Annotated in this window: 21 protein-coding genes; 13 read left to right on the forward strand and 8 right to left on the reverse strand. The window is 62.2% G+C overall.

Annotation, left to right across the window (positions count from 1 at the left end):
- Nucleotides 1-100: 100 nt before the first annotated feature.
- Nucleotides 101-757, reverse strand: a complete 657-nt coding sequence (locus tag HU748_RS00115; RefSeq protein WP_186718752.1) for an alpha/beta fold hydrolase — start codon at nt 755-757, stop codon at nt 101-103.
- 336 nt (nt 758-1,093) lie between these two features.
- Between HU748_RS00115 and HU748_RS00120 the strand changes: the two genes are divergently transcribed.
- From HU748_RS00120 to HU748_RS00135, 4 genes are all read left to right on the forward strand, one after another.
- On the forward strand, nt 1,094-2,122 hold the full coding sequence (locus tag HU748_RS00120) for an amino acid ABC transporter substrate-binding protein (protein WP_186718754.1): 1,029 nt from the start codon (nt 1,094-1,096) through the stop codon (nt 2,120-2,122).
- A 67-nt stretch (nt 2,123-2,189) separates the two neighbouring features.
- Nucleotides 2,190-3,368 carry an amino acid ABC transporter permease gene (locus HU748_RS00125; protein WP_186668107.1) on the forward strand — a complete coding sequence of 393 codons (1,179 nt, stop codon included), beginning with the start codon at nt 2,190-2,192 and terminating at the stop codon, nt 3,366-3,368.
- 10 nt (nt 3,369-3,378) lie between these two features.
- Entirely contained in the window at nt 3,379-4,476 is a 1,098-nt protein-coding gene (locus HU748_RS00130) for an amino acid ABC transporter permease (RefSeq protein WP_186668105.1), read from the forward strand.
- 10 nt (nt 4,477-4,486) lie between these two features.
- On the forward strand, nt 4,487-5,251 hold the full coding sequence (locus tag HU748_RS00135) for an amino acid ABC transporter ATP-binding protein (protein WP_054893975.1): 765 nt from the start codon (nt 4,487-4,489) through the stop codon (nt 5,249-5,251).
- A 35-nt stretch (nt 5,252-5,286) separates the two neighbouring features.
- Here HU748_RS00135 and algW read toward each other — a convergent pair whose 3' ends face one another.
- Nucleotides 5,287-6,447, reverse strand: a complete 1,161-nt coding sequence (gene algW, locus HU748_RS00140; RefSeq protein ID WP_186668103.1) for a Do family serine endopeptidase AlgW — start codon at nt 6,445-6,447, stop codon at nt 5,287-5,289.
- A gap of 207 nt (nt 6,448-6,654) precedes the next feature.
- Between algW and HU748_RS00145 the strand changes: the two genes are divergently transcribed.
- From HU748_RS00145 to cysN, 3 genes are all read left to right on the forward strand, one after another.
- Nucleotides 6,655-7,413 (forward strand): Nif3-like dinuclear metal center hexameric protein, encoded by a 759-nt coding sequence (locus HU748_RS00145; RefSeq protein WP_186668101.1) that lies wholly within the window; start codon nt 6,655-6,657, stop codon nt 7,411-7,413.
- A gap of 174 nt (nt 7,414-7,587) precedes the next feature.
- Nucleotides 7,588-8,505 carry a sulfate adenylyltransferase subunit CysD gene (cysD, locus tag HU748_RS00150; protein ID WP_186668093.1) on the forward strand — a complete coding sequence of 306 codons (918 nt, stop codon included), beginning with the start codon at nt 7,588-7,590 and terminating at the stop codon, nt 8,503-8,505.
- Nucleotides 8,506-8,520: 15 nt separating this feature from the next.
- Nucleotides 8,521-10,422 carry a sulfate adenylyltransferase subunit CysN gene (cysN, locus tag HU748_RS00155; RefSeq protein ID WP_186711346.1) on the forward strand — a complete coding sequence of 634 codons (1,902 nt, stop codon included), beginning with the start codon at nt 8,521-8,523 and terminating at the stop codon, nt 10,420-10,422.
- Nucleotides 10,423-10,483: 61 nt separating this feature from the next.
- Here cysN and HU748_RS00160 read toward each other — a convergent pair whose 3' ends face one another.
- The 3 genes from HU748_RS00160 to HU748_RS00170 form a co-directional block, all read right to left on the reverse strand.
- Nucleotides 10,484-10,729, reverse strand: coding sequence for a bacteriocin immunity protein (locus tag HU748_RS00160; RefSeq protein WP_186668089.1), 246 nt, complete (start codon nt 10,727-10,729; stop codon nt 10,484-10,486).
- Nucleotides 10,726-11,046: an S-type pyocin gene (locus HU748_RS00165; RefSeq protein WP_186668087.1), complete on the reverse strand. Its 321-nt coding sequence runs from the start codon at nt 11,044-11,046 to the stop codon at nt 10,726-10,728. The genes HU748_RS00160 and HU748_RS00165 overlap by 4 nt, the downstream gene beginning before the upstream one ends.
- A 167-nt stretch (nt 11,047-11,213) precedes the next feature.
- Nucleotides 11,214-11,693, reverse strand: coding sequence for an Lrp/AsnC family transcriptional regulator (locus HU748_RS00170; RefSeq protein ID WP_186718757.1), 480 nt, complete (start codon nt 11,691-11,693; stop codon nt 11,214-11,216).
- A 127-nt stretch (nt 11,694-11,820) separates the two neighbouring features.
- On the opposite strand from HU748_RS00170, the gene HU748_RS00175 reads away from it, so the two are divergent.
- Nucleotides 11,821-13,017, forward strand: coding sequence for a methionine gamma-lyase (locus HU748_RS00175; RefSeq protein ID WP_186718759.1), 1,197 nt, complete (start codon nt 11,821-11,823; stop codon nt 13,015-13,017).
- A gap of 70 nt (nt 13,018-13,087) precedes the next feature.
- Here HU748_RS00175 and HU748_RS00180 read toward each other — a convergent pair whose 3' ends face one another.
- The gene (locus HU748_RS00180; protein ID WP_054893983.1) at nt 13,088-13,525 is read right to left on the reverse strand and encodes a DUF1043 family protein; all 438 of its coding nucleotides are present in this window, start codon (nt 13,523-13,525) and stop codon (nt 13,088-13,090) included.
- A 135-nt stretch (nt 13,526-13,660) separates the two neighbouring features.
- On the opposite strand from HU748_RS00180, the gene HU748_RS00185 reads away from it, so the two are divergent.
- From HU748_RS00185 to zapE, 3 genes are all read left to right on the forward strand, one after another.
- Complete coding sequence (locus HU748_RS00185) at nt 13,661-14,296, forward strand: alpha/beta fold hydrolase (protein ID WP_186718761.1); 636 nt, start codon at nt 13,661-13,663, stop codon at nt 14,294-14,296.
- 25 nt (nt 14,297-14,321) lie between these two features.
- Nucleotides 14,322-15,671 (forward strand): tryptophan--tRNA ligase, encoded by a 1,350-nt coding sequence (locus tag HU748_RS00190; protein ID WP_186668073.1) that lies wholly within the window; start codon nt 14,322-14,324, stop codon nt 15,669-15,671.
- 179 nt (nt 15,672-15,850) lie between these two features.
- Nucleotides 15,851-16,945 carry a cell division protein ZapE gene (zapE, locus tag HU748_RS00195; RefSeq protein WP_186718763.1) on the forward strand — a complete coding sequence of 365 codons (1,095 nt, stop codon included), beginning with the start codon at nt 15,851-15,853 and terminating at the stop codon, nt 16,943-16,945.
- Between the two features lie 63 nt (nt 16,946-17,008).
- Here zapE and HU748_RS00200 read toward each other — a convergent pair whose 3' ends face one another.
- Together HU748_RS00200 and HU748_RS00205 are read right to left on the reverse strand one after the other, a co-directional pair.
- A complete protein-coding gene (locus HU748_RS00200; RefSeq protein WP_172964850.1) occupies nt 17,009-17,905 on the reverse strand; it encodes a GlxA family transcriptional regulator in 897 nt (298 codons plus the stop codon).
- A gap of 282 nt (nt 17,906-18,187) precedes the next feature.
- Nucleotides 18,188-19,228, reverse strand: a complete 1,041-nt coding sequence (locus HU748_RS00205) for an NADP(H)-dependent aldo-keto reductase (protein ID WP_186718765.1) — start codon at nt 19,226-19,228, stop codon at nt 18,188-18,190.
- 257 nt (nt 19,229-19,485) lie between these two features.
- On the opposite strand from HU748_RS00205, the gene rplM reads away from it, so the two are divergent.
- Nucleotides 19,486-19,914, forward strand: a complete 429-nt coding sequence (gene rplM, locus HU748_RS00210; protein WP_054893988.1) for a 50S ribosomal protein L13 — start codon at nt 19,486-19,488, stop codon at nt 19,912-19,914.
- A gap of 14 nt (nt 19,915-19,928) precedes the next feature.
- On the forward strand, nt 19,929-20,321 hold the full coding sequence (rpsI, locus tag HU748_RS00215; protein ID WP_054893989.1) for a 30S ribosomal protein S9: 393 nt from the start codon (nt 19,929-19,931) through the stop codon (nt 20,319-20,321).
- The last annotated feature ends 199 nt before the right edge of the window (nt 20,322-20,520 follow it).

The following is a 20,520-nucleotide window of genomic DNA, read 5'->3' on the forward strand; positions in this document are numbered from 1 at the left end:
CTGGTTAAGGAATGTACGCCGGGCAGTGTAATGCAAGATTCAGGCTCGGCGTAGTATTCGCTGTAGTGCAATGCGCCAGTGGCTACAGGCGCACGTCGGATTACTGCAGGCGCTTGGCCAGCCAGTCGTGGATATCGCTCAGTTCCTCGACCACCACTTCGTGTTCCATGGGGTATTCGTGCCAGCGTGCGGCGACGCCCCAGGTGTTCAGATACTCGAAGGCCGTACGGCCCATCGACGGGATCACCACCGGATCGTGCACACCGTGCAGGCACAGGGCCGGGGTGCGTTGCTGGCAGGCGCTGAGCTGATGGCCTTCGTTGAAGGTCGGGGCGTAGGTGGACAGGGCGATCACCCCGCCCAGCGCTTCCTGCCACTTTATATAGGCGGTGTGCAGCACCACGGCGCCGCCCTGGGAAAATCCGGCGAGGATGATCCGCGACAGGTTGATGCCCTTGGCCTGTTCGGCCTTGATCAGCGCGATGACCTGGTCGGCCGATTCTTCAAGCTGCGCCTCGTCGATGGCCCGGGCTGGGGTCATGGCCTTGATGTCGTACCAGCTCGGCATGGCATAGCCGCCGTTGATGGTGACGGGGCGGGTTGGCGCCTGGGGCATGATGAAACGGGTACTTGGCAGACGTTCCTGCATGAATTCGGCCACCGGTAGGAAGTCGTAACGGTCGGCCCCCAGACCGTGCAACCAGATCACACAGGCGTCGGCGGTCTTCTGGGGTTCGAGAATCAGCGGGTTGGTCATGACTGCTCCGAAAAAGTGCGTAAGAACTTATTGAGTGCGTAAAAAGAAGGCACTGGTGGTTAGTGCCATAAAAAGATGTCGCAACTCTACAACTTTACCCCCTTGACGCGTGCTTAAACGCTTAAGGCGGCAACTATGGTACGCGCTTTGCTACGTTCGTACCGATGCGATGGACGGGGACCTGAACGGTAACACCCGCCCACGTGGATGGAAGGCTGTCATAGAACAGCCCATTGCGCCAATTGACCCAAAAACAAGCCAACAAGGGTCGGATGCGCCTCATAAGGGTGCGGTGCAATTCCGGCTCGGTACAACAAGAGCATTTGGAGGTTGTTGATGAAGATGTTGCAAACCACGCTGGCAGTCCTGACCGCTGCCGCCACCCTGGGCACCGTGGGCGCCGCCCAGGCTGGCGCCACGCTCGATGCGGTACAGAAGAAGGGCTTCGTCCAGTGTGGCGTGAGCGACGGCCTCCCGGGCTTCTCCGTCCCTGACGCCCAGGGCAAGATCGTCGGCATCGACGCCGACGTCTGCCGCGCCGTGGCTGCCGCCGTGTTCGGCGACGCCACCAAGGTCAAGTTCAGCCAGCTCAACGCCAAGGAGCGCTTCACCGCGCTGCAGTCCGGCGAAGTCGACTTACTGTCGCGCAACACCACCTGGACCAGCTCGCGTGACGCTGGCATGGGCCTGGTGTTCGCCGGTGTCACCTATTACGACGGCGTAGGCTTCCTGGTGAACAAGAAGCTGGGCGTTTCCAGCGCCAAGGAACTCGATGGCGCGACCATCTGCATCCAGGCCGGTACCACCACCGAGCTGAACGTCTCCGACTACTTCCGCGCCAATGGCCTGAAGTACACCCCGATCACCTTCGACACCTCCGACGAGAGCGCCAAGTCGCTGGAATCCGGTCGTTGCGACGTGCTGACTTCCGACAAGTCGCAGCTCTACGCACAGCGCTCCAAGCTGGCTGCCCCGACCGAGTACGTGGTGCTGCCGGAAACCATTTCCAAGGAGCCCCTGGGCCCGGTCGTGCGTAAAGGCGACGAAGAGTGGTTCAGCATCGTCAAGTGGACCCTCTACGCCATGCTCAACGCAGAAGAAGCAGGCGTGACCTCGAAGAACGTCGAGGCCGAAGCCAAATCCACCAAGAACCCCGACGTCGCTCGCCTGCTGGGTGCCGACGGCGAGTACGGCAAGGACCTGAAGCTGCCCAAGGACTGGGTGGTGCAGATCGTCAAGCAAGTGGGCAACTACGGTGAAGTGTTCGAGAAGAACCTGGGCAAGAGCACCCCGCTGGAAATCGACCGCGGCCTGAATGCCCTGTGGAACAACGGCGGCATCCAGTACGCACCGCCTGTGCGCTGATGGCTGCCCCCCGCGACGGCACCCGGCCGTCGCGGGTCGTTCGACTCCCTTCTTTTCGGGGCATTTCATGCAAAATCATATCGGCGCACGGAAAGGGTTATCCCTGAGCGATCCACGTGTGCGCGCGTGGCTGTTCCAGATCATCACGGTCGTGGTCGTGATCGGCCTGGGCTGGTACCTCATCCACAACACCCAGACCAACATGCAGCACCGAGGTATCACCTCGGGCTTCGACTTTCTCGAGCGCAGTGCCGGTTTCGGCATCGCCCAGCACCTGATCGGCTACACCGAAGCCGACACCTATGCACGGGTGTTGCTGGTCGGCCTGCTCAATACCCTGCTGGCAAGCGTCATCGGCATCATCATCGCCACCGTGCTTGGCTTCGTCGTCGGCGTTGCCCGGTTATCCTCGAACTGGGTGATCAGCAAGCTGGCGGCGGTGTATGTCGAGACCTTCCGTAACATTCCACCGCTGCTGCAGATCCTGTTCTGGTACTTCGCGGTATTCACCGCGCTGCCGGGGCCACGGGGCAGCATCAATATCGATGACCTGTTCTTCATCAGCAGCCGTGGCGTGAACATGCCGGGCGCTTCCATCGGCGAAGCTTTCTGGCCGTTCGTCGTGGCGCTGCTGCTGGCGGTCGTGGCAATCGCCCTGATGGTGCGCTACGCCAACAAACGCTTCGATGAAACCGGTCAGCCGTTCCACAAGTTCTGGGTGGGGCTGGCGCTGCTCTTTGGCATTCCCGGCGTCTGCGTGTTGCTGTTCGGCAACCCGCTGCAGTGGGAAGTGCCGCAGCTCAAAGGTTTCAACTTCGTCGGCGGTTGGGTGCTGATTCCCGAATTCCTCGCGCTGACCCTGGCGCTGTCGATCTACACCGCCGCCTTCATTGCCGAAATCGTGCGCGCCGGTATCCGCTCGGTCAGCCATGGCCAGACCGAAGCCGCCCGTTCGCTGGGCCTGCGCGAAGGTCCGACCTTGCGCAAGGTGATCATTCCGCAGGCGATGCGGGTGATCATCCCGCCGCTGACCAGCCAATACCTGAACCTGACGAAGAACTCGTCGCTCGCGGCGGTCATCGGCTATCCGGAACTGGTGTCGCTGTTTGCCGGTACGGTGCTGAACCAGACCGGCCAGTCGGTCGAGGTCATGGCGATCACCATGGGTGTGTATCTGACGATCAGCATCAGCATCTCGTTGCTGATGAACTGGTACAACAAGCGCATTGCGCTGATCGAGCGGTGAGGACAGGCGCATGACTTCCCATGTTTTCAAACCCGATATGCCGCCACCGGTGAAGACCGTCGGCGTGCTGGCGTGGATGCGCGCCAACCTGTTTTCCAGCTGGATCAATACGCTGCTGACCCTGTTCGCGGTCTACCTGGTCTGGCTGATCGTGCCAGCACTGTTGCAGTGGGCGTTCCTGGACGCCAACTGGACGGGCACGACCCGCGCCGACTGCACCAAGGACGGCGCTTGCTGGGTGTTCATCCAGCAACGCATCGGCCAGTTCATGTACGGCTATTACCCGAGCGAGTTGCGCTGGCGGGTCGACCTGACCGTGTGGCTGGGCGTGATCGCCGCGGCACCGCTGTTCATCCGCCGCTTCCCGCGCAAGGTGCCCTACGGTATTGGTTATCTGGTGCTGTATCCGATCCTCGCCTACCTGCTGTTGCACGGCGGCAGCTTCGGCCTGACGCTGGTGCCGACCTCGCAATGGGGCGGGCTGATGCTGACCCTGGTCATTGCCACCGTGGGCATCGCAGCGGCCTTGCCGTTGGGCATTCTGCTGGCCCTCGGTCGGCGTTCGAGTATGCCGGTGGTCAAGGCGGTCTCGGTGACCTTCATCGAGTTCTGGCGCGGCATTCCACTGATTACCGTGCTGTTCATGTCGTCGGTGATGCTGCCGCTGTTCATGCCCGAGGGCACGAGCTTCGACAAGCTGCTGCGGGCGATGATCTTCGTGATCCTGTTCGAGTCGGCCTACATCGCCGAGGTGGTTCGCGGCGGCCTGCAGGCGATTCCCAAGGGGCAGTACGAGGCAGCCGCGGCGATGGGGCTGGGCTATTGGCGTGCCATGGGCCTGGTGATCTTGCCGCAAGCCCTGAAGCTGGTGATCCCCGGCATCGTCAACACCTTCATCGCGCTGTTCAAGGACACGAGCCTGGTGATCATCATCGGCCTGTTCGATCTGCTCAACAGCACCCGGCAAGCCACGGCAGACCCTGCCTGGCTTGGCATGGCGACCGAGGGCTACGTATTCGCGGCCCTGGTCTACTGGATTTTCTGTTTCGGTATGTCCCGCTACTCCATGCACCTGGAGCGCAAGCTGGACACTGGCCACAAGCGTTAGGAGTTTCGAAATGAGTGAAGCGATCAAGCAGCCCGCCGGCCCCGAAGGCATCATCCAGATGCAGGGCGTGAACAAGTGGTATGGCCAGTTCCATGTGCTCAAGGATATCAACCTGAACGTACGCCAGGGCGAGCGCATCGTCCTGTGCGGGCCGTCCGGCTCGGGCAAGTCCACCACCATCCGTTGCCTGAACCGGCTGGAAGAGCACCAGCAGGGGCGCATCGTCGTCGATGGCGTCGAGTTGACCAACGACCTCAAGCAGATCGAGGCGATCCGTCGTGAAGTCGGCATGGTGTTCCAGCACTTCAACCTGTTCCCGCACCTGACCATCCTCGAGAACTGCACCCTGGCACCGATGTGGGTACGCAAGATGCCCAAGCGCAAGGCCGAGGAAATCGCCATGCATTACCTGGAGCGTGTGCGTATTCCAGAGCAGGCGCACAAGTTCCCGGGGCAGTTGTCCGGTGGCCAGCAGCAACGTGTGGCCATTGCCCGCGCGCTGTGCATGAAGCCCAAGATCATGCTGTTCGACGAGCCGACTTCGGCACTCGATCCGGAGATGGTCAAGGAAGTGCTCGACACCATGGTCGGCCTGGCAGAAGACGGCATGACCATGCTCTGCGTGACCCACGAGATGGGCTTTGCCCGCACCGTGGCGAACCGGGTGATCTTCATGGACAAGGGGGAGATCGTCGAGCAGGCCTCGCCGGATGACTTCTTCGACCGGCCGCGCAGTGACCGGACCAAGTTGTTCCTGAGCCAGATCCTGCACTGATATGACTGGGGCCGCAAAGCGGCCCCATGTTGCTGTTACTTTTCTTCTTTGGTCGCCACTGGCGCTGGTGGCGGCCGCAGGCCCACCTCGGCAATCAACTTCAGTTGCTTGCCATTGCGCATCACTTCGATGCTGATCTTCTCGCTCGGTTTGATCCGCGCCACCTGGTTCATCGACTTGCGACCATCGCCGGCCGGCTCGCCATTGATGCTCATGATTACGTCACCCAGTTGCAGCCCCGCACGCTGGGCCGGGCCGTCGCGGAAAATGCCGGCGACCACGATACCCGGACGCCCCTGCATGCCGAACGACTCGGCCAATTCCTCGCTCAATGGCTGCACCTCGATGCCCAGCCAGCCTCGAATCACCTGGCCATGTTCGACGATCGACTTCATCACCTCCAGCGCCAACTTGGCGGGAATGGCGAAACCGATGCCCTGCGAACCACCGGATTTGGAGAAGATCGCGGTGTTGATGCCGATCAGATTGCCGTTGGCGTCGACCAGCGCACCGCCGGAGTTGCCCGGGTTGATGGCCGCGTCGGTCTGGATGAAGTCTTCGTAGTTGTTCAGCCCCAGCTGGTTGCGGCCGGTGGCGCTGATGATGCCCATGGTCACGGTCTGGCCGACACCGAAGGGGTTGCCGATGGCCAGGCAGACATCGCCGATGTGGATGTTGTCGGAGCGGCCGATGGTGATGGCGGGCAGGTTCTTAAGGTCGATCTTCAGCACCGCGAGGTCGGTTTCCGGGTCGCTGCCGATGACCCGGGCCAGGGTCTCGCGGCCATCCTTGAGCGCTACCACGATCTGGTCGGCACCGCTGGTCACGTGGTTGTTGGTCAGCAGGTAGCCTTCGGGGCTCATGATCACCGCCGAGCCCAGGCTCGATTCCCAGCGTCGCTGCTTGGGCAGGTTGTCGCCGAAGAAACGGCGGAACTGCGGGTCTTCGAACAGCGGATGGGCGCTCTTGTTGACCACTTTGGTGGTGTACAGGTTGGCGACGGCGGGCGCCGCCAGGGTGACGGCGTCGGCATAGCTGACCGGGCCCTGCATGATCCGCGAAGTCTGCGGTGCCTGTTGCAGGTTGACGTCCTGGCTGGGCAGGCCGACCCATTCCGGGAAACGCTGGATGATCAGTGCGGCGATCAGTACGCCGGTGAGCAGGGGCCAGCCAAAGTAACGCAAAGCCTTGAGCATCGAATGAATCCTGGAAATAGGGCGAGGGCCGTGGCGCAAACGCGCGCGATCATACACCTCGGTGATCGGCGATGGTATGGATTGCGGTGCAGCTTTCGCGGACAAGTCGGGGCGCCGGTTTCCCCGAACCCGGCGACGGCCCATAATGGCGCTCAGTATACGAGGCCTGGCGCCCGTTGAAGCACCGAATTACAAGGAGATTTTTCCATGGCCGTCGCCCTGAGCACCCTGGTCGAGGAAGCCGAGCGCTACCTGTCCAGTGCCAAGATCCAGGATTATTGCCCCAACGGCCTGCAGGTCGAGGGGCGTCCGCAGGTCAGTCGTATCGTCACGGGCGTCACGGCCAGCCAGGCCTTGCTCGACGCTGCAGTCGAAGCCGAGGCCGACCTGGTGCTGGTCCACCACGGCTACTTCTGGAAGGGCGAGAGCCCATGCATCACCGGGATCAAGCAGCGGCGCATCAAGACCCTGCTCAAGCATGACATCAGCCTCCTGGCGTTCCACCTGCCGCTGGACGTGCACCCTGAGGTGGGCAATAACGTGCAGCTGGCGCGCCAGCTCGACATCACCGTCGAAGGCCCGCTCGATCCCGAAAACCCTCGAGTGGTCGGCCTGATCGGCTCCCTCGCCGAGCCCATGTCGGCCGGCGATTTCGCCCGCCGCGTGCGCGAAGTCATGGGCCGCGAGCCGCTCGTAGTCGAGGGCGAGGGGACGATTCGCCGGGTGGGGTGGTGCACCGGTGGCGGCCAGGGCTATATCGACAACGCCATCGCCGCGGGTGTCGACCTGTTCATCAGCGGAGAGGCCTCCGAGCAGACCTACCACAGTGCGCGCGAGAACGGCATCAGCTTCATCGCTGCGGGGCACCATGCCACCGAACGCTACGGGGTGCAGGCGCTGGGCGACTACCTGGCCAAGCGCTTTGCCCTGGAGCACCTGTTCATCGATTGCCCGAATCCAATCTAGTCGGGCGGGGCCCTGTAGCAGGCTCAGCCCGCGACAGGGTCCTCAAACCCCCAGTCATATCATTAGACCGTTTCGATCTAGCAGTCCTCCTAAATAGAATCAGGCGCTGTGATAAAGTGGCTCGCTCGAACACGGCCCGCTGGCCGTCCATAAGATCGTTTTTCGTGAGTAGCCATGGTCGACAAACTGACGCACTTGAAACAGCTGGAGGCGGAGAGCATCCACATCATCCGCGAGGTGGCCGCCGAGTTCGACAACCCGGTGATGCTGTACTCGATCGGCAAGGACTCCGCCGTGATGCTGCACCTGGCGCGCAAGGCCTTCTTCCCGGGCAAGCTGCCGTTCCCGGTGATGCACGTCGACACCCAGTGGAAATTCCAGGAGATGTACCGCTTCCGCGACAAGATGGTCGAGGAAATGGGGCTGGAGCTGATCACCCACGTCAACCCCGAGGGTGTGGCGCAAGGGATCAACCCCTTCACCCACGGTAGCTCCAAGCACACCGACATCATGAAGACCCAGGGCCTGAAGCAGGCGCTCGACAAGCATGGTTTCGACGCCGCGTTCGGTGGCGCGCGCCGCGATGAAGAGAAGTCGCGGGCCAAGGAGCGCGTCTACTCGTTCCGCGACAGCAAGCACCGCTGGGACCCGAAGAACCAGCGTCCGGAGCTGTGGAACGTCTACAACGGCAAGGTCAACAAGGGCGAGTCGATCCGCGTCTTCCCGCTGTCGAACTGGACCGAGCTGGACATCTGGCAGTACATCTACCTCGAAGGCATCCCGATCGTGCCGCTGTACTTCGCTGCCGAGCGTGAAGTCATCGAGAAGAACGGCACCCTGATCATGATCGACGACGATCGCATCCTCGAGCACCTCAGCGCCGAGGAAAAGGCACGTATCGTCAAGAAGAAGGTGCGTTTCCGTACCCTGGGCTGCTACCCGTTGACGGGCGCTGTCGAGTCCGAAGCCGAAACGCTGACCGACATCATTCAGGAAATGCTTCTGACTCGTACTTCCGAGCGTCAGGGCCGAGTCATCGACCACGATGGCGCCGGCTCCATGGAAGACAAGAAACGTCAGGGCTACTTCTAACTTCAGGGTTACTCCATGTCGCACCAATCCGATTTGATCAGCGAAGACATCCTCGCTTATCTGGCTCAGCACGAGCGCAAAGAACTGCTGCGTTTCCTCACCTGCGGCAACGTGGATGACGGCAAGAGCACCCTGATCGGGCGCCTGCTGCACGATTCGAAGATGATCTACGAGGACCACCTCGAGGCCATCACCCGCGACTCGAAGAAGTCCGGCACTACCGGTGAAGAAGTCGACCTGGCGCTGCTGGTCGATGGCCTGCAGGCCGAACGCGAGCAGGGCATCACCATCGATGTCGCCTACCGCTACTTCTCCACCGCCAAGCGCAAGTTCATCATCGCCGACACCCCGGGCCACGAGCAGTACACCCGCAACATGGCCACCGGCGCCTCGACCTGCGACCTGGCGATCATCCTGGTCGATGCCCGCTACGGCGTGCAGACCCAGACCCGCCGCCACAGCTACATCGCCTCGCTGCTGGGCATCAAGCACATCGTGGTCGCGATCAACAAGATGGACCTCAAAGGCTTCGACGAGCAGGTCTTCGAGTCGATCAAGGCCGACTACCTGAAGTTCGCCGACGCCATCGACCTAAAACCGTCGAGCCTGCACTTCGTGCCGATGTCGGCGCTCAAGGGCGACAACGTGGTCAACCGCAGCGAGCGCTCGCCGTGGTACACGGGCCCGGCACTGATGGAGATCCTCGAGACCGTCGAGGTTTCGGCTGACCGCAACGTCACCGATCTGCGTTTCCCGGTGCAGTACGTCAATCGTCCGAACCTGAACTTCCGTGGCTTCGCCGGCACCATCGCCAGTGGCGTGGTGCACAAGGGCGACGACATTGTGGTGCTGCCGTCGGGCAAGAGCAGCCGGGTCAAGTCCATCGTCACCTACGAGGGCGAGCTGGAGAACGCAGGCCCAGGCCAGGCCGTGACCCTGACTATGGAAGACGAGATCGACATCTCCCGTGGTGACCTGCTGGTGCATGCCGACAATGTCCCGCAGGTGGCCGACCAGTTCGACGCCATGCTGGTGTGGATGGCCGAGGAGCCGATGCTTCCGGGCAAGAAGTACGACATCAAGCGCGCCACCAGCTACGTGCCGGGCTCGATTGCCAGCATTACCCACAAGGTCGATGTGAACACCCTGGAGCAGGGCGCCGCCAGCGCGCTGCAACTGAACGAGATCGGCCGGGTCAAGGTGTCGCTGGACGCCGCCATTGCCCTGGACGGCTACGACAGCAACCGCACCACCGGTGCGTTCATCGTCATCGATCGGCTGACCAACGGCACCGTGGGCGCCGGCATGATCATCGCCCCGCCGGTGCTGCCGCACGGCAGCACTGGCCAGCATGGCAAGCTCGCCCACGTCTCCACCGAGGAGCGCGCCCTGCGCTTCGGCCAGCAGCCGGCCACCGTGCTGTTCAGTGGCCTGTCGGGCGCCGGCAAGAGCACCCTGGCCTATGCCGTGGAGCGCAAGCTGTTCGACATGGGCCGTGCGGTCTATGTGCTCGACGGCCAGAACCTGCGCCATGACCTGAACAAGGGCTTGCCGCAGGATCGCGCAGGTCGCACCGAGAACTGGCGTCGTGCCGCCCATGTGGCGCGCCAGTTCAACGAAGCCGGCCTGCTGACCCTGGCCGCCTTCGTCGCCCCGGATGCCGAAGGCCGCGAGCAGGCCAAGGCGCTGATCGGCAAGGAGCGCCTGGTGACCGTCTACGTTCAGGCTTCGCCGCTGGCGTGCCGCGAGCGTGACCCACAGGGCCTGTATGCCGCCGGTGGCGACAACATCCCGGGTGAAAGCTTCCCGTTCGACGTGCCGCTGGATGCTGACCTGGTGATCGACACCCAGAGCACCAGCGTCGAGGAAGGCGTGAAGCAAGTGCTGGATGTGCTGCGCCAGCGCGGCGCGATCTGACGCCCGATGCTGCACCAGAAACCCCGCTTCGGCGGGGTTTTCTGTTGAGGGCCAGACCCGTTCAGGCCAGCCCATTGTCCTGCCGCCACGTCATCACCTTTTGCACGATGCACTTCGCCGACTCGCTTGTGCCTGATTCAGGGTGATAGATGAGGTCTGACCCCTGCGGGTGAGCGGTGATGTCGATGAAGTGCTCCAGCAACCCATCCTGGAAACTTGCCGAACCTTGTGCGGTGATCAGCACTTCGACCAACGATTCGAACTCGTCAGGTGCGTAGTCGCTCAACTGCTGCCTGAAGGTGATCATTCCTCGACCTCCGAGGACAGCGCATATTGCAGGGCGCTCATGATTCGCATGTTGTCCATGTCGTACACCACTGCGCTGAGCGCTGGTGGCAAAAGATGGCAGATCTGGTAGGAGCGCAAGCCTCTGGCCGTTTCTCCGAAGGGCGCGCGAGGCGCCCAGCCTTTCTTGATCCGGTTCAACTGCGATTCGACGAATTGCTTCGAGAGTATCGGGTCTTCGGCGATGGTCATCCAGAAGGTGCTGGAGAATTGGTCGAAGCTTGTGAAATGTTGTCCGGCGAGTTTTTGGGCGATGTGAGTGGGGATGGGCGTGGCCATGTCGTTCGGGCTCCTTGTGCACGACAGGGTGAGGTGCCCCATGATCAACGCTTGGTCAGCCAGGGAATAGATTCCGATTGCCGAGTTCTGCGCGGGTTGTTTTCTTGTGCCGAGTCAGAAAACTCCGCTACTGGTGTCGTCCAGGGCTGGCACCCTGTGCAAGACGCCTAGATATGCTTCTCCCCCACCGGAATCACCCGCCTTTCCTTCACCGCCTTGTACGAAAAACTCGAATAGATCTCCTTCACCCCGGGCAGTGTCTGCAGCACTTCGCGGGCGAATTCGCCGAAAGACTCCAGGTCCCGCGCGAGGACCTCCAGGAGAAAGTCGTAGCGCCCCGAGATGTTGTGGCAGGCGACGATTTCCGGGATTTCCATCAGGCGCTTCTCGAAGGCGCGGGCAGCGTCCTTGTTGTGCGATTCCATCATGATGCTGACGAACGCTGTGACGCCAAAGCCCAGAGACTTGGGTGAAAGGATGGCCTGGTAGCCGGTGATATAGCCGCCTTCTTCCAGCAGCTTGACCCGCCGCCAGCAAGGCGAAGTGGTCAGGGCAACCTGGTCGGCGAGTTCGGCGACGGTGAGGCGGGCGTTGTCCTGCAGGGCGCCGAGCAGGGCGCGGTCGGTTCGGTCCAGAGGGGCTGGCATGGTTTGCCCTTTTTTCGGTCTGATTGTTGTTTTTGTTCCAGAACTGCCGATGTTCACGGGGCAATTTGGAAAAAAATCCGGGGTGCCAAGGCATAAGCTTAGAACAAACAACAAGGAGGCTGTTGTCATGCGCGCTGCCGTCGATAAGACCGGTTTTTCCACGCGGGCCATTCACCATGGCTACGACCCGCAGTCCCATGGTGGCGCGCTGGTGCCGCCGGTCTACCAGACCGCGACCTACGCTTTCGAAAGCGTCGAGTATGGCGCGGCCTGCTTTGCCGGAGAGCAGGGCGGACATTTCTATAGTCGGATCTCCAACCCGACCCTGGCCCTGCTGGAGCAGCGCATGGCGTCGCTGGAGGGCGGCGAGGCGGGGCTGGCCCTGGCCTCGGGCATGGGTGCCATCACCTCGACGATGTGGACCCTGCTGCGCCCGGGGGATGAGCTGATCGTCGGCGACACCTTGTACGGTTGCACTTTTGCTTTCCTGCACCATGGCATCGGCGAGTTCGGCGTGAAGGTGCGGCATGTTGACCTGAACGATCCGGTCGCGCTCGAGGCGGCGATCACTGCCAGCACGCGGATGATCTATTTCGAGACCCCGGCCAACCCCAACATGCACCTGGTGGACATCGCCGCCGTGGTGGGTGTGGCGCGCCGGCATGACCTGCTGGTGGTGATCGACAACACCTATTGCACCCCCTATCTGCAACGCCCGCTGGAGCTAGGCGCGGACCTGGTGGTGCATTCGGCGACCAAGTACCTCAGTGGCCACGGCGATATCACCGCCGGGCTGGTGGTGGGGCGCAAGGCGCTGATCGACCGGATTCGCCTGGAAGGCTTGAAGGACATGACCGGCGCCGTGCTTTCGCCGCACGATGCATCGCTGCTGATGCGTGGTATGAAAACCCTGGCCCTGCGCATGGACCGCCATTGCAGCAATGCCCTGCGCGTGGCGCAGTTCCTGGAGCGTCATCCACAGGTCGAGCTGATTCATTACCCGGGCCTGCCGAGCTTTGCGCAGTTCGGACTGGCGCAGCGGCAGATGCGTTTGCCGGGCGGGATGATTGCCTTCGAACTCAAGGGCGGCATCCAGGCGGGGCGACGCTTCATGAACGCGTTGCAGTTGTTCAGTCGCGCGGTGAGCCTGGGGGATGCCGAGTCATTGGCGCAGCACCCGGCGAGCATGACCCATTCGAGCTACACGCCCGAGGAACGAGCGCAGCATGGGATCTCCGAGGGGTTGGTGCGGTTGTCGGTGGGCCTGGAGGATGTCGACGACCTGCTGGCGGATCTTGGGCAGGCCCTCGGGAGCCGTGTTTGAGTTAAGTGATGGCCACTTTTCACGGGCACAAAAAAGGCCGCTTTACGCGGCCTTCGTCATGCTTGCTGGGTCAGCGCTTGAGGCCGTAGCTCTCGTCGAGCATGCCCGGCGAGTTCGGCGCCTTGGGCGCGTAGTCGCGTGGGACTTCGGCGGTATCCTTCGGCGGTGTCAGGCGATCGCGCGGACCTTGTGCGGCTTCGGAGTGCAACGACGCGAGCAGGCGCTGGCGGGTCAGCTCGTCCAGGGCCAGGCGATTGGCCCCGTCAGCCAGGTGATCCTGCACATCCTGGTAGCTCTGGGTCAGTTTCTTGACCAGAGAAGCCGTGCTGTTGAAGTGGGTGACCACTTCGTTCTGGTAGTTGTCGAAACGCTGCTGGATGTCGTCCAGCTGGCGTTGCGTACTGCTGGGAGCCGCGTTGGGGAGAAGGCGGGCCAGGGCGAAACCGACGACGACACCAACGACCAGTGCCAGGGTCGGCAGCAACCAAACAAGGAGCGAGTGTTCCACGAGTCCTTCCTCTATAAACGGCTTTGCTTTACGTTAACGGCTCAGACCTGCGCTGTATACCGCGAGCGATCGCAAATCAGAACAGAATTCCTCCTCTAGACGAATCGACCCCCCACGAGGTCACGGAGTAGTGCCTTGCTTGTCCGCGAAACCCCCATGTTCATCGATGGCCCCAGTGGCCCGCTGGAAGCCTTGTACCTGGACGTGGCCGATGCCCGCGGCGTGGTGCTGATCTGCCACCCCAACCCGGTCCAGGGTGGCACCATGCTCAACAAGGTGGTCTCGACGCTGCAGCGCACGGCTCGTGATGCGGGCTACAGCACCCTGCGCTTCAACTACCGTGGCGTCGGCCAGAGCGCCGGCAGCCACGACATGGGCGCTGGCGAAGTGGCCGATGCCGAGGCCGCCGCGGCCTGGCTGCGCGCCACACATCCTGAGCTGGCGCTGGTACTGATGGGCTTTTCGTTCGGGGGCTTCGTCGCCGCCAGCCTGGCCGGGCGGCTGGAACGCGCCGGGAGCGAGTTGCAACATCTGTTCATGATTGCCCCGGCGGTGATGCGCCTGACCGCCGACTTCCCGCTGCCCGAGCGCTGCGCCCTCACCGTGGTCCAGCCTGACACCGACGAGGTGGTCGACCCTGCGTTGGTCTATGAATGGTCCGACGCACTGACGCGCCCCCATGAGCTGCTGAAAGTGGCAGAATGCGGACACTTCTTCCATGGCAAGCTGACCGATCTGAAGGATCTGGTGCTGCCGCGTCTTTCGAACTGAGCCAAGCCTGAATAAGCGATCACCCATGACCACGCGCATTCTCACCGGTATCACCACCACCGGCACCCCGCACCTGGGCAACTACGCCGGCGCCATCCGTCCGGCGATCCTCGCCAGCCAGCAGCCCGGTGCCGACTCGTTCTACTTCCTGGCCGACTACCACGCCCTGATCAAGTGCGACGACCCGCTGCGCATCCAGCGCTCGCGCCTGGAAATCGCCGCCACTTGGCTGGCCGGCGGCCTGGACCCGGACAAGGTCACCTTCTACCGCCAGTCCGACATTCCTGAAATTCCCGAGCTGACCTGGCTGTTGACCTGCGTGGCGGCCAAGGGCCTGCTCAATCGCGCCCACGCCTACAAGGCCTCGGTCGACAAGAACCTGGAAAGCGGCGAAGACCCGGATGCCGGCGTGTCCATGGGCCTGTACAGCTACCCGGTGCTGATGGCCGCTGACATCCTGATGTTCAACGCACACAAGGTTCCGGTCGGTCGTGACCAGATCCAGCACGTTGAAATGGCCCGTGACATCGGCCAGCGCTTCAACCACCTGTTCGGCCAGGGCAAGGAGTTCTTCGTTCTGCCCGAGGCGGTGATCGAGGAAAGCGTGGCCACGCTTCCAGGCCTGGACGGTCGCAAGATGTCCAAAAGCTACGACAACACCATCCCGCTGTTCACCAGCGCCAAGGACATGAAGGACGCCATCTCGCGCATCGTCACCGACTCGCGTGCGCCAGGCGAGGCGAAGGATCCGGACAACTCCCACCTGTTCACCCTGTACCAGGCCTTCGCCAGCGCCGCACAAGCTGGCGAGTTCCGCGAAGAGTTGCTGCAGGGCCTGGGCTGGGGCGAGGCGAAGAGCCGCCTGTTCCAGTTGCTCGACGGCCAGTTGGCCGAGAAGCGCGAGCACTACCATCAACTGATCTCGCGTCCGTCGGACCTGGAAGACATCCTCCTGGCCGGCGCAGCCAAGGCCCGCAAGATCGCCACGCCGTTCCTCGAGCAGTTGCGTGAGTCGGTGGGCCTGCGCTCCTTCCGCAGCAGCGTCCAGGTCAACGCCGAAGTGAAGAAGAAGGCTGCCAAGAGCGCGCGCTTCGTCAGCTTCCGCGAGGAAGACGGCAGCTTCCGCTTCCGCCTCCTGGCCGCCGATGGCGAGCAATTGTTGCTGTCGCGCAGCTTCGCCGACGGCAAGAGTGCAGGCGCGGTGAGCAAGCAACTGCAGCAGGGTGGCGAGGCGGATGTGCGTGTAGATGGCCTGGGCTTCAGCCTGTGGCTCGATGGCGAGCAGGTGGCCGAAGGCCCGCAGTTCGCCGATGCAAGCGCCCGTGATGCGGCGGTGCTGAGCCTGCGTGAGGCGTTGGCGCCCCAGCAGGACTGAAACAGGGACCTGTAGGAGCGGCGGTTCGGCGCTCCGACTTGCCCGCGAAGCAGGCGCCGCGTTGCATGGCACCGGCCATGCCGGTGTTCGCGGGCAAGCCCGCTCCTACAGACTGATTGCCATTAAGCGGGCCGGTCGCTACAGTGACGGCCCGTTTTTTGTTGCCTCGCTAACGAATCATGACGCCCCTAGAACGATATCAAGCAGATCTGAAACGCCCCGATTTCTTCCATGACGCGGCGCAGGAAACGGCGGTGCGTCACTTGCAGCGCCTTTACGACGACCTGGTCGCCGCGCAGAGCAACAAGCCGGGCGTGTTCGGCAAGCTGTTCGGCAAGAAGGAGCAGGCACCGGTCAAAGGCCTGTATTTCTGGGGCGGGGTAGGGCGTGGCAAGACCTACCTGGTCGACACCTTCTTCGAGGCGCTGCCGTTCAAGGAGAAGATGCGCACCCACTTCCACCGCTTCATGAAGCGTGTGCACGAGGAAATGAAAACCCTCAAGGGTGAGAAGAACCCGCTGACCATCATCGCCAAGCGCTTCTCCCAGGAAGCCAAGGTGATCTGCTTCGATGAGTTCTTCGTGTCCGACATCACCGACGCCATGATCCTCGGCACCTTGATGGAAGAGCTGTTCAAGAACGGCGTCTCTTTGGTGGCCACCTCCAACATCGTGCCGGACGGCCTGTACAAGGACGGCCTGCAGCGTGCGCGCTTCCTCCCGGCCATCGCCATGATCAAGCAGTACACCGATGTGGTGAACGTCGACAGTGGCGTTGACTATCGCTTGCGCCACCTGGAGCAGGCCGAGCTGTTCCACTTCCCGCTCAACGAAGCCGCCCACGAGAGTCTGCGCGCCAGTTTCAAGGCCCTGACCCCCGATTGCACCCAGGCGGTCGAGAACGACGTGCTGATGATCGAGAATCGCGAGATCCACGCGTTGCGCACCTGTGACGACGTCGCCTGGTTCGACTTCCGCGCCTTGTGCGATGGGCCACGCAGCCAGAACGACTACATCGAGTTGGGCAAGATCTTCCATGCCGTGCTGCTGAGCAACGTCGAGCAGATGGGCGTCACCACCGACGACATCGCCCGCCGCTTCATCAACATGGTCGACGAGTTCTATGATCGCAACGTCAAGCTGATCATTTCGGCCGAAGTCGAGCTCAAGGACCTGTACACCGGCGGGCGCCTGAGCTTCGAGTTCCAGCGTACGCTCAGCCGACTGCTGGAAATGCAGTCTCACGAGTTCCTGGCTCGCGCGCACAAGCCCTGAAGCCGTACCTGTGCCCTGGCAGGCGCGGGCTTGTCCCGCACCTGCCACGGGTGGTTGGTGTTCTCAGGCCTCCTGCATGAACTGCTGCCGATACTGGTTCGGCGACAGTTCGGTGTGCTGGCGGAACAGCCGGGCGAAGAAGCTCGCGTCGTCGTACCCCACCTCATAACTGATGGTCTTGATGCTCTTGCGGGTGCTCGAGAGCAGGCCCTTGGCGGTCTCGATACGCAGGCGCTGCAGGTAGTGCAGTGGCTTGTCCCCGGTCGCGCTCTGGAAGCGGCGCATGAAATTGCGGATGCTCATGCCATGGTTGCGCGCCACGTCCTCGAAGCGGAACTTGTCGGCGAAGTGCTCCTCCAGCCAGTGCTGGATCTGCAGGATGATCAGGTCCTGGTGCAGCTTCTGCCCGCCGAAGCCCATGCGCCCTGGCGTGTAGTTGCGCTGCACTTCGTAGAGGATATCGCGAGCCACCGCCCGGGCGACGTTGGCGCCGCAGAAACGCTCGATCAGGTAGATGTACAGGTCGCAGGCCGAGGTGGTGCCGCCGGCGCAGTACAGGTTGTCGGCGTCGGTCAGGTGCTTGTCCTGATTCAGGCGGATGGTGGGGAAGCGTTCGGCGAAGCTGTTGAAGAAGCGCCAGTAGGTGGTCGCCTCCTTGCCGTCGAGCAGGCCTGACTCGGCGAGCCAGAACACGCCGCTGGCTTCGCCGCACAGCACGGCGCCACGGGCGTGCTGCTCACGCAGCCAGGGGAGCACTTGCGGGTAGCGGGCGAGCAGGTTGTCGAAGTCGTCCCAGAACGCCGGGAGGATGATCACATCGGCGTCACCCAGGCCACTGTCCACGGGGAGTTGAACGTCGCTGAAGCTGTCCACCGGCTGGCCGTCAGGGCTCACCAGGTGAATCTCGAACATCGATTGCAGCCCCAGGCCCAGTTGCTTGCTGTAACGCAGGCTGGCCAGGTGGAAGAAGTCCTTGGCCTGCATCAGTGTCGAAGCGAACACTTTATCAATGGCCAGGATGCTGACGCGCCGCAACGACGCGGAGGGTTGGGTAAACATCATTGTCATTGTTCTTATAGGGTAGAGTGGTCAATCACCGGCTGGATCGTCTTATTTTTTGGCGATTGTGTCTACCCCGAAGAAATGCGCTGCCCTCTTCGCGGGCAAGCCCGCTCCCACAAGGCCTGTGATGAACCTTGTGGGAGCGGGCTTGCTCGCGAAGAGGGCAGTACATGATCACGCTCAGGGCGCCGGGTTTGGCTGCTGCTGGTGCAGTGCCTCGATCGCCGCCAACAGTTCGTCACTCAGCACCAGGTTGGCGCTGTCCAGGTTGCTCTGCAATTGCTTGAGATCGGTCGCCCCGATGATGTTGCTGGTCACGAACGGCTGGCGGGTGACGAATGCCAGGGCCATCTGCGCCGGATCCAGGCCATGCTCGCGGGCCAACTGCACGTAGCGGCTGCAGGCGGCCACGGTCTGCGGGTTGGAGTAGCGGGCGAAGCGGCTGAACAAGGTCAGGCGTGCCTTTTCCGGGCGCGCGCCGTTCTCGTACTTGCCCGACAGCATGCCGAAGGCCAGTGGCGAATAAGCCAGCAGGCCGCACTGCTCGCGGATCGCCACTTCCGCCAGGCCCACCTCGAAGCTGCGATTGAGCAGGTTGTACGGGTTCTGGATCGACACTGCCCGTGGCCAGCCGCGGCTTTCGGCCAGGTGCAGGAACTTCATGGTGCCCCATGGCGTTTCGTTGGACAGGCCGATGTGGCGGATCTTGCCGGCGCGCACTTGCTCGTCGAGCACCTCCAGCGTTTCCTCCAGCGGCGTGAACAGGTCGTTGGGCAGGTGCTGGTAGCCCAGCTTGCCGAAGAAGTTGGTCGAACGCTCCGGCCAGTGCAGCTGGTAGAGGTCGATGCGGTCGGTCTGCAGGCGCTTGAGGCTTTCGTCCAGCGCGGCGACGATGTGCTGGCGGTTGTGCTTGAGCTGGCCGTCGCGGATATGGCTGATGCCGTTGCCGGGGCCAGCGACCTTGCTGGCGAGAATCCAGTCGTCACGGCCGCCATTGGCAGCGAACCAGTTGCCGATGATGCGTTCGGTCGCCGCGTAGGTCTCCGGGCGCGGCGGCACCGGGTACATTTCGGCGGTGTCGATGAAGTTGATGCCGGCGGCCTTGGCCAGGGCGATCTGCTCGAAGGCCTCATCCTGGACGTTCTGCTCACCCCAGGTCATGGTACCCAGGCACAGTGCGCTGACGTTGAGGTCGGTACGGCCGAGCTTGCGGTATTCCATCGGAAGGCTCTCTGCTGGACAAAGAAACCATCAAAGCAGGTTGAAAATCTTTGCGCAATCTGGATAATGCTGGGCCTCTCCGTGTGGCGGAAGTGATGCACCACCACGCAGGAAGAACCCCGTCGATCATGGGCGTGCCCGACCCGAGCCCCCAAAAGCGTCCGTGCTCGGCTGCGCGCTTGCCCTTGGCAAGTTGTGCACTATCCAGTAAGATTCGCCGTCTATTTTTCGCTGGGCGGCCTCTGAGGCTTTAGAGAATGAAAACTTTTACTGCTAAACCGGAAACAGTAAAGCGCGAGTGGTTCGTAATCGATGCCGCTGGTCAGACCCTGGGTCGTCTGGCTACCGAAATCGCTACCCGTCTGCGCGGCAAACACAAGCCTGAGTACACTCCTCACGTTGACACCGGCGACTACATCGTCGTCATCAACGCCGAGCAGGTTCGTGTAACTGGTGCCAAGTCTTCGGACAAGATGTACTACTCCCACTCCGGCTTCCCAGGTGGCATCAAGGAAATCAGCTTCGAGAAGCTGATCGACAAGGCCCCTGAGCGCGTCATCGAGACCGCGGTCAAAGGCATGCTGCCGAAGAACCCGCTGGGTCGCGACATGTACCGCAAGCTGAAAGTGTACGCGGGTGCTACCCACCCTCACACTGCTCAGCAGCCTCAAGAACTGAAGATCTAACGGGATAGTTCATTATGTCGGCGACTCAAAATTACGGCACTGGCCGTCGCAAGACCGCAACCGCTCGCGTTTTCCTGCGTCCGGGTACTGGTAACATTTCCATCAACAACCGTCCTCTGGACACTTTCTTCGGCCGCGAAACCGCTCGCATGGTTGTTCGCCAGCCGCTGGAACTGACCGAGACCGTTGAGAAGTTCGACATCTACGTCACCGTCGCCGGTGGTGGTGTCAGCGGTCAGGCCGGTGCTATCCGCCACGGTATCACCCGCGCTCTGATGGAATACGACGAAACCCTGCGTGGCGCTCTGCGTCGTGCTGGCTACGTCACCCGCGACGCTCGTGAAGTCGAGCGTAAGAAAGTGGGTCTGCGTAAAGCGCGTAAGCGTCCTCAGTACTCCAAGCGTTAATAGCGCTTCGGCAGTCGAAAAAGCCCGGTTCCTTGGAACCGGGCTTTTTTTATGTCTTGAACTAACCTGTCAGCATGTCCGGGCCGAGTTGCCACATAGACGCAGATCAAGCAAAGCGAGGGTTGTAGCCCGAACCAGGGGTAATCACCTTGTCAGTGTGTGGATTTGTTTCTTACCATGGCGGCCAATTTTTAGCGCC

Origin of the sequence: Pseudomonas sp. RW3S2, from assembly GCF_014268955.1 — a bacterium.
In the GTDB taxonomy this organism is placed as follows: Bacteria; Pseudomonadota; Gammaproteobacteria; order Pseudomonadales; family Pseudomonadaceae; genus Aquipseudomonas; species Aquipseudomonas wayambapalatensis.

What these genes read in the sequence shown, in the direction of transcription:
- rplM (WP_054893988.1), top strand. Translation starts at nt 19,486, where the DNA reads ATGAAAACTTTTACTGCTAAACCGGAAACAGTAAAGCGCGAGTGGTTC.
- HU748_RS00120 (WP_186718754.1), top strand. Translation starts at nt 1,094, where the DNA reads ATGAAGATGTTGCAAACCACGCTGGCAGTCCTGACCGCTGCCGCCACC.
- HU748_RS00205 (WP_186718765.1), bottom strand. Translation starts at nt 19,228, where the DNA reads ATGGAATACCGCAAGCTCGGCCGTACCGACCTCAACGTCAGCGCACTG.
- algW (WP_186668103.1), bottom strand. Translation starts at nt 6,447, where the DNA reads ATGCTCAAGGCTTTGCGTTACTTTGGCTGGCCCCTGCTCACCGGCGTA.
- rpsI (WP_054893989.1), top strand. Translation starts at nt 19,929, where the DNA reads ATGTCGGCGACTCAAAATTACGGCACTGGCCGTCGCAAGACCGCAACC.
- HU748_RS00165 (WP_186668087.1), bottom strand. Translation starts at nt 11,046, where the DNA reads ATGGCCACGCCCATCCCCACTCACATCGCCCAAAAACTCGCCGGACAA.
- HU748_RS00125 (WP_186668107.1), top strand. Translation starts at nt 2,190, where the DNA reads ATGCAAAATCATATCGGCGCACGGAAAGGGTTATCCCTGAGCGATCCA.
- zapE (WP_186718763.1), top strand. Translation starts at nt 15,851, where the DNA reads ATGACGCCCCTAGAACGATATCAAGCAGATCTGAAACGCCCCGATTTC.
- HU748_RS00115 (WP_186718752.1), bottom strand. Translation starts at nt 757, where the DNA reads ATGACCAACCCGCTGATTCTCGAACCCCAGAAGACCGCCGACGCCTGT.
- HU748_RS00170 (WP_186718757.1), bottom strand. Translation starts at nt 11,693, where the DNA reads ATGCCAGCCCCTCTGGACCGAACCGACCGCGCCCTGCTCGGCGCCCTG.
- cysN (WP_186711346.1), top strand. Translation starts at nt 8,521, where the DNA reads ATGTCGCACCAATCCGATTTGATCAGCGAAGACATCCTCGCTTATCTG.
- cysD (WP_186668093.1), top strand. Translation starts at nt 7,588, where the DNA reads ATGGTCGACAAACTGACGCACTTGAAACAGCTGGAGGCGGAGAGCATC.
- HU748_RS00135 (WP_054893975.1), top strand. Translation starts at nt 4,487, where the DNA reads ATGAGTGAAGCGATCAAGCAGCCCGCCGGCCCCGAAGGCATCATCCAG.
- HU748_RS00190 (WP_186668073.1), top strand. Translation starts at nt 14,322, where the DNA reads ATGACCACGCGCATTCTCACCGGTATCACCACCACCGGCACCCCGCAC.
- HU748_RS00145 (WP_186668101.1), top strand. Translation starts at nt 6,655, where the DNA reads ATGGCCGTCGCCCTGAGCACCCTGGTCGAGGAAGCCGAGCGCTACCTG.
- HU748_RS00130 (WP_186668105.1), top strand. Translation starts at nt 3,379, where the DNA reads ATGACTTCCCATGTTTTCAAACCCGATATGCCGCCACCGGTGAAGACC.
- HU748_RS00175 (WP_186718759.1), top strand. Translation starts at nt 11,821, where the DNA reads ATGCGCGCTGCCGTCGATAAGACCGGTTTTTCCACGCGGGCCATTCAC.
- HU748_RS00160 (WP_186668089.1), bottom strand. Translation starts at nt 10,729, where the DNA reads ATGATCACCTTCAGGCAGCAGTTGAGCGACTACGCACCTGACGAGTTC.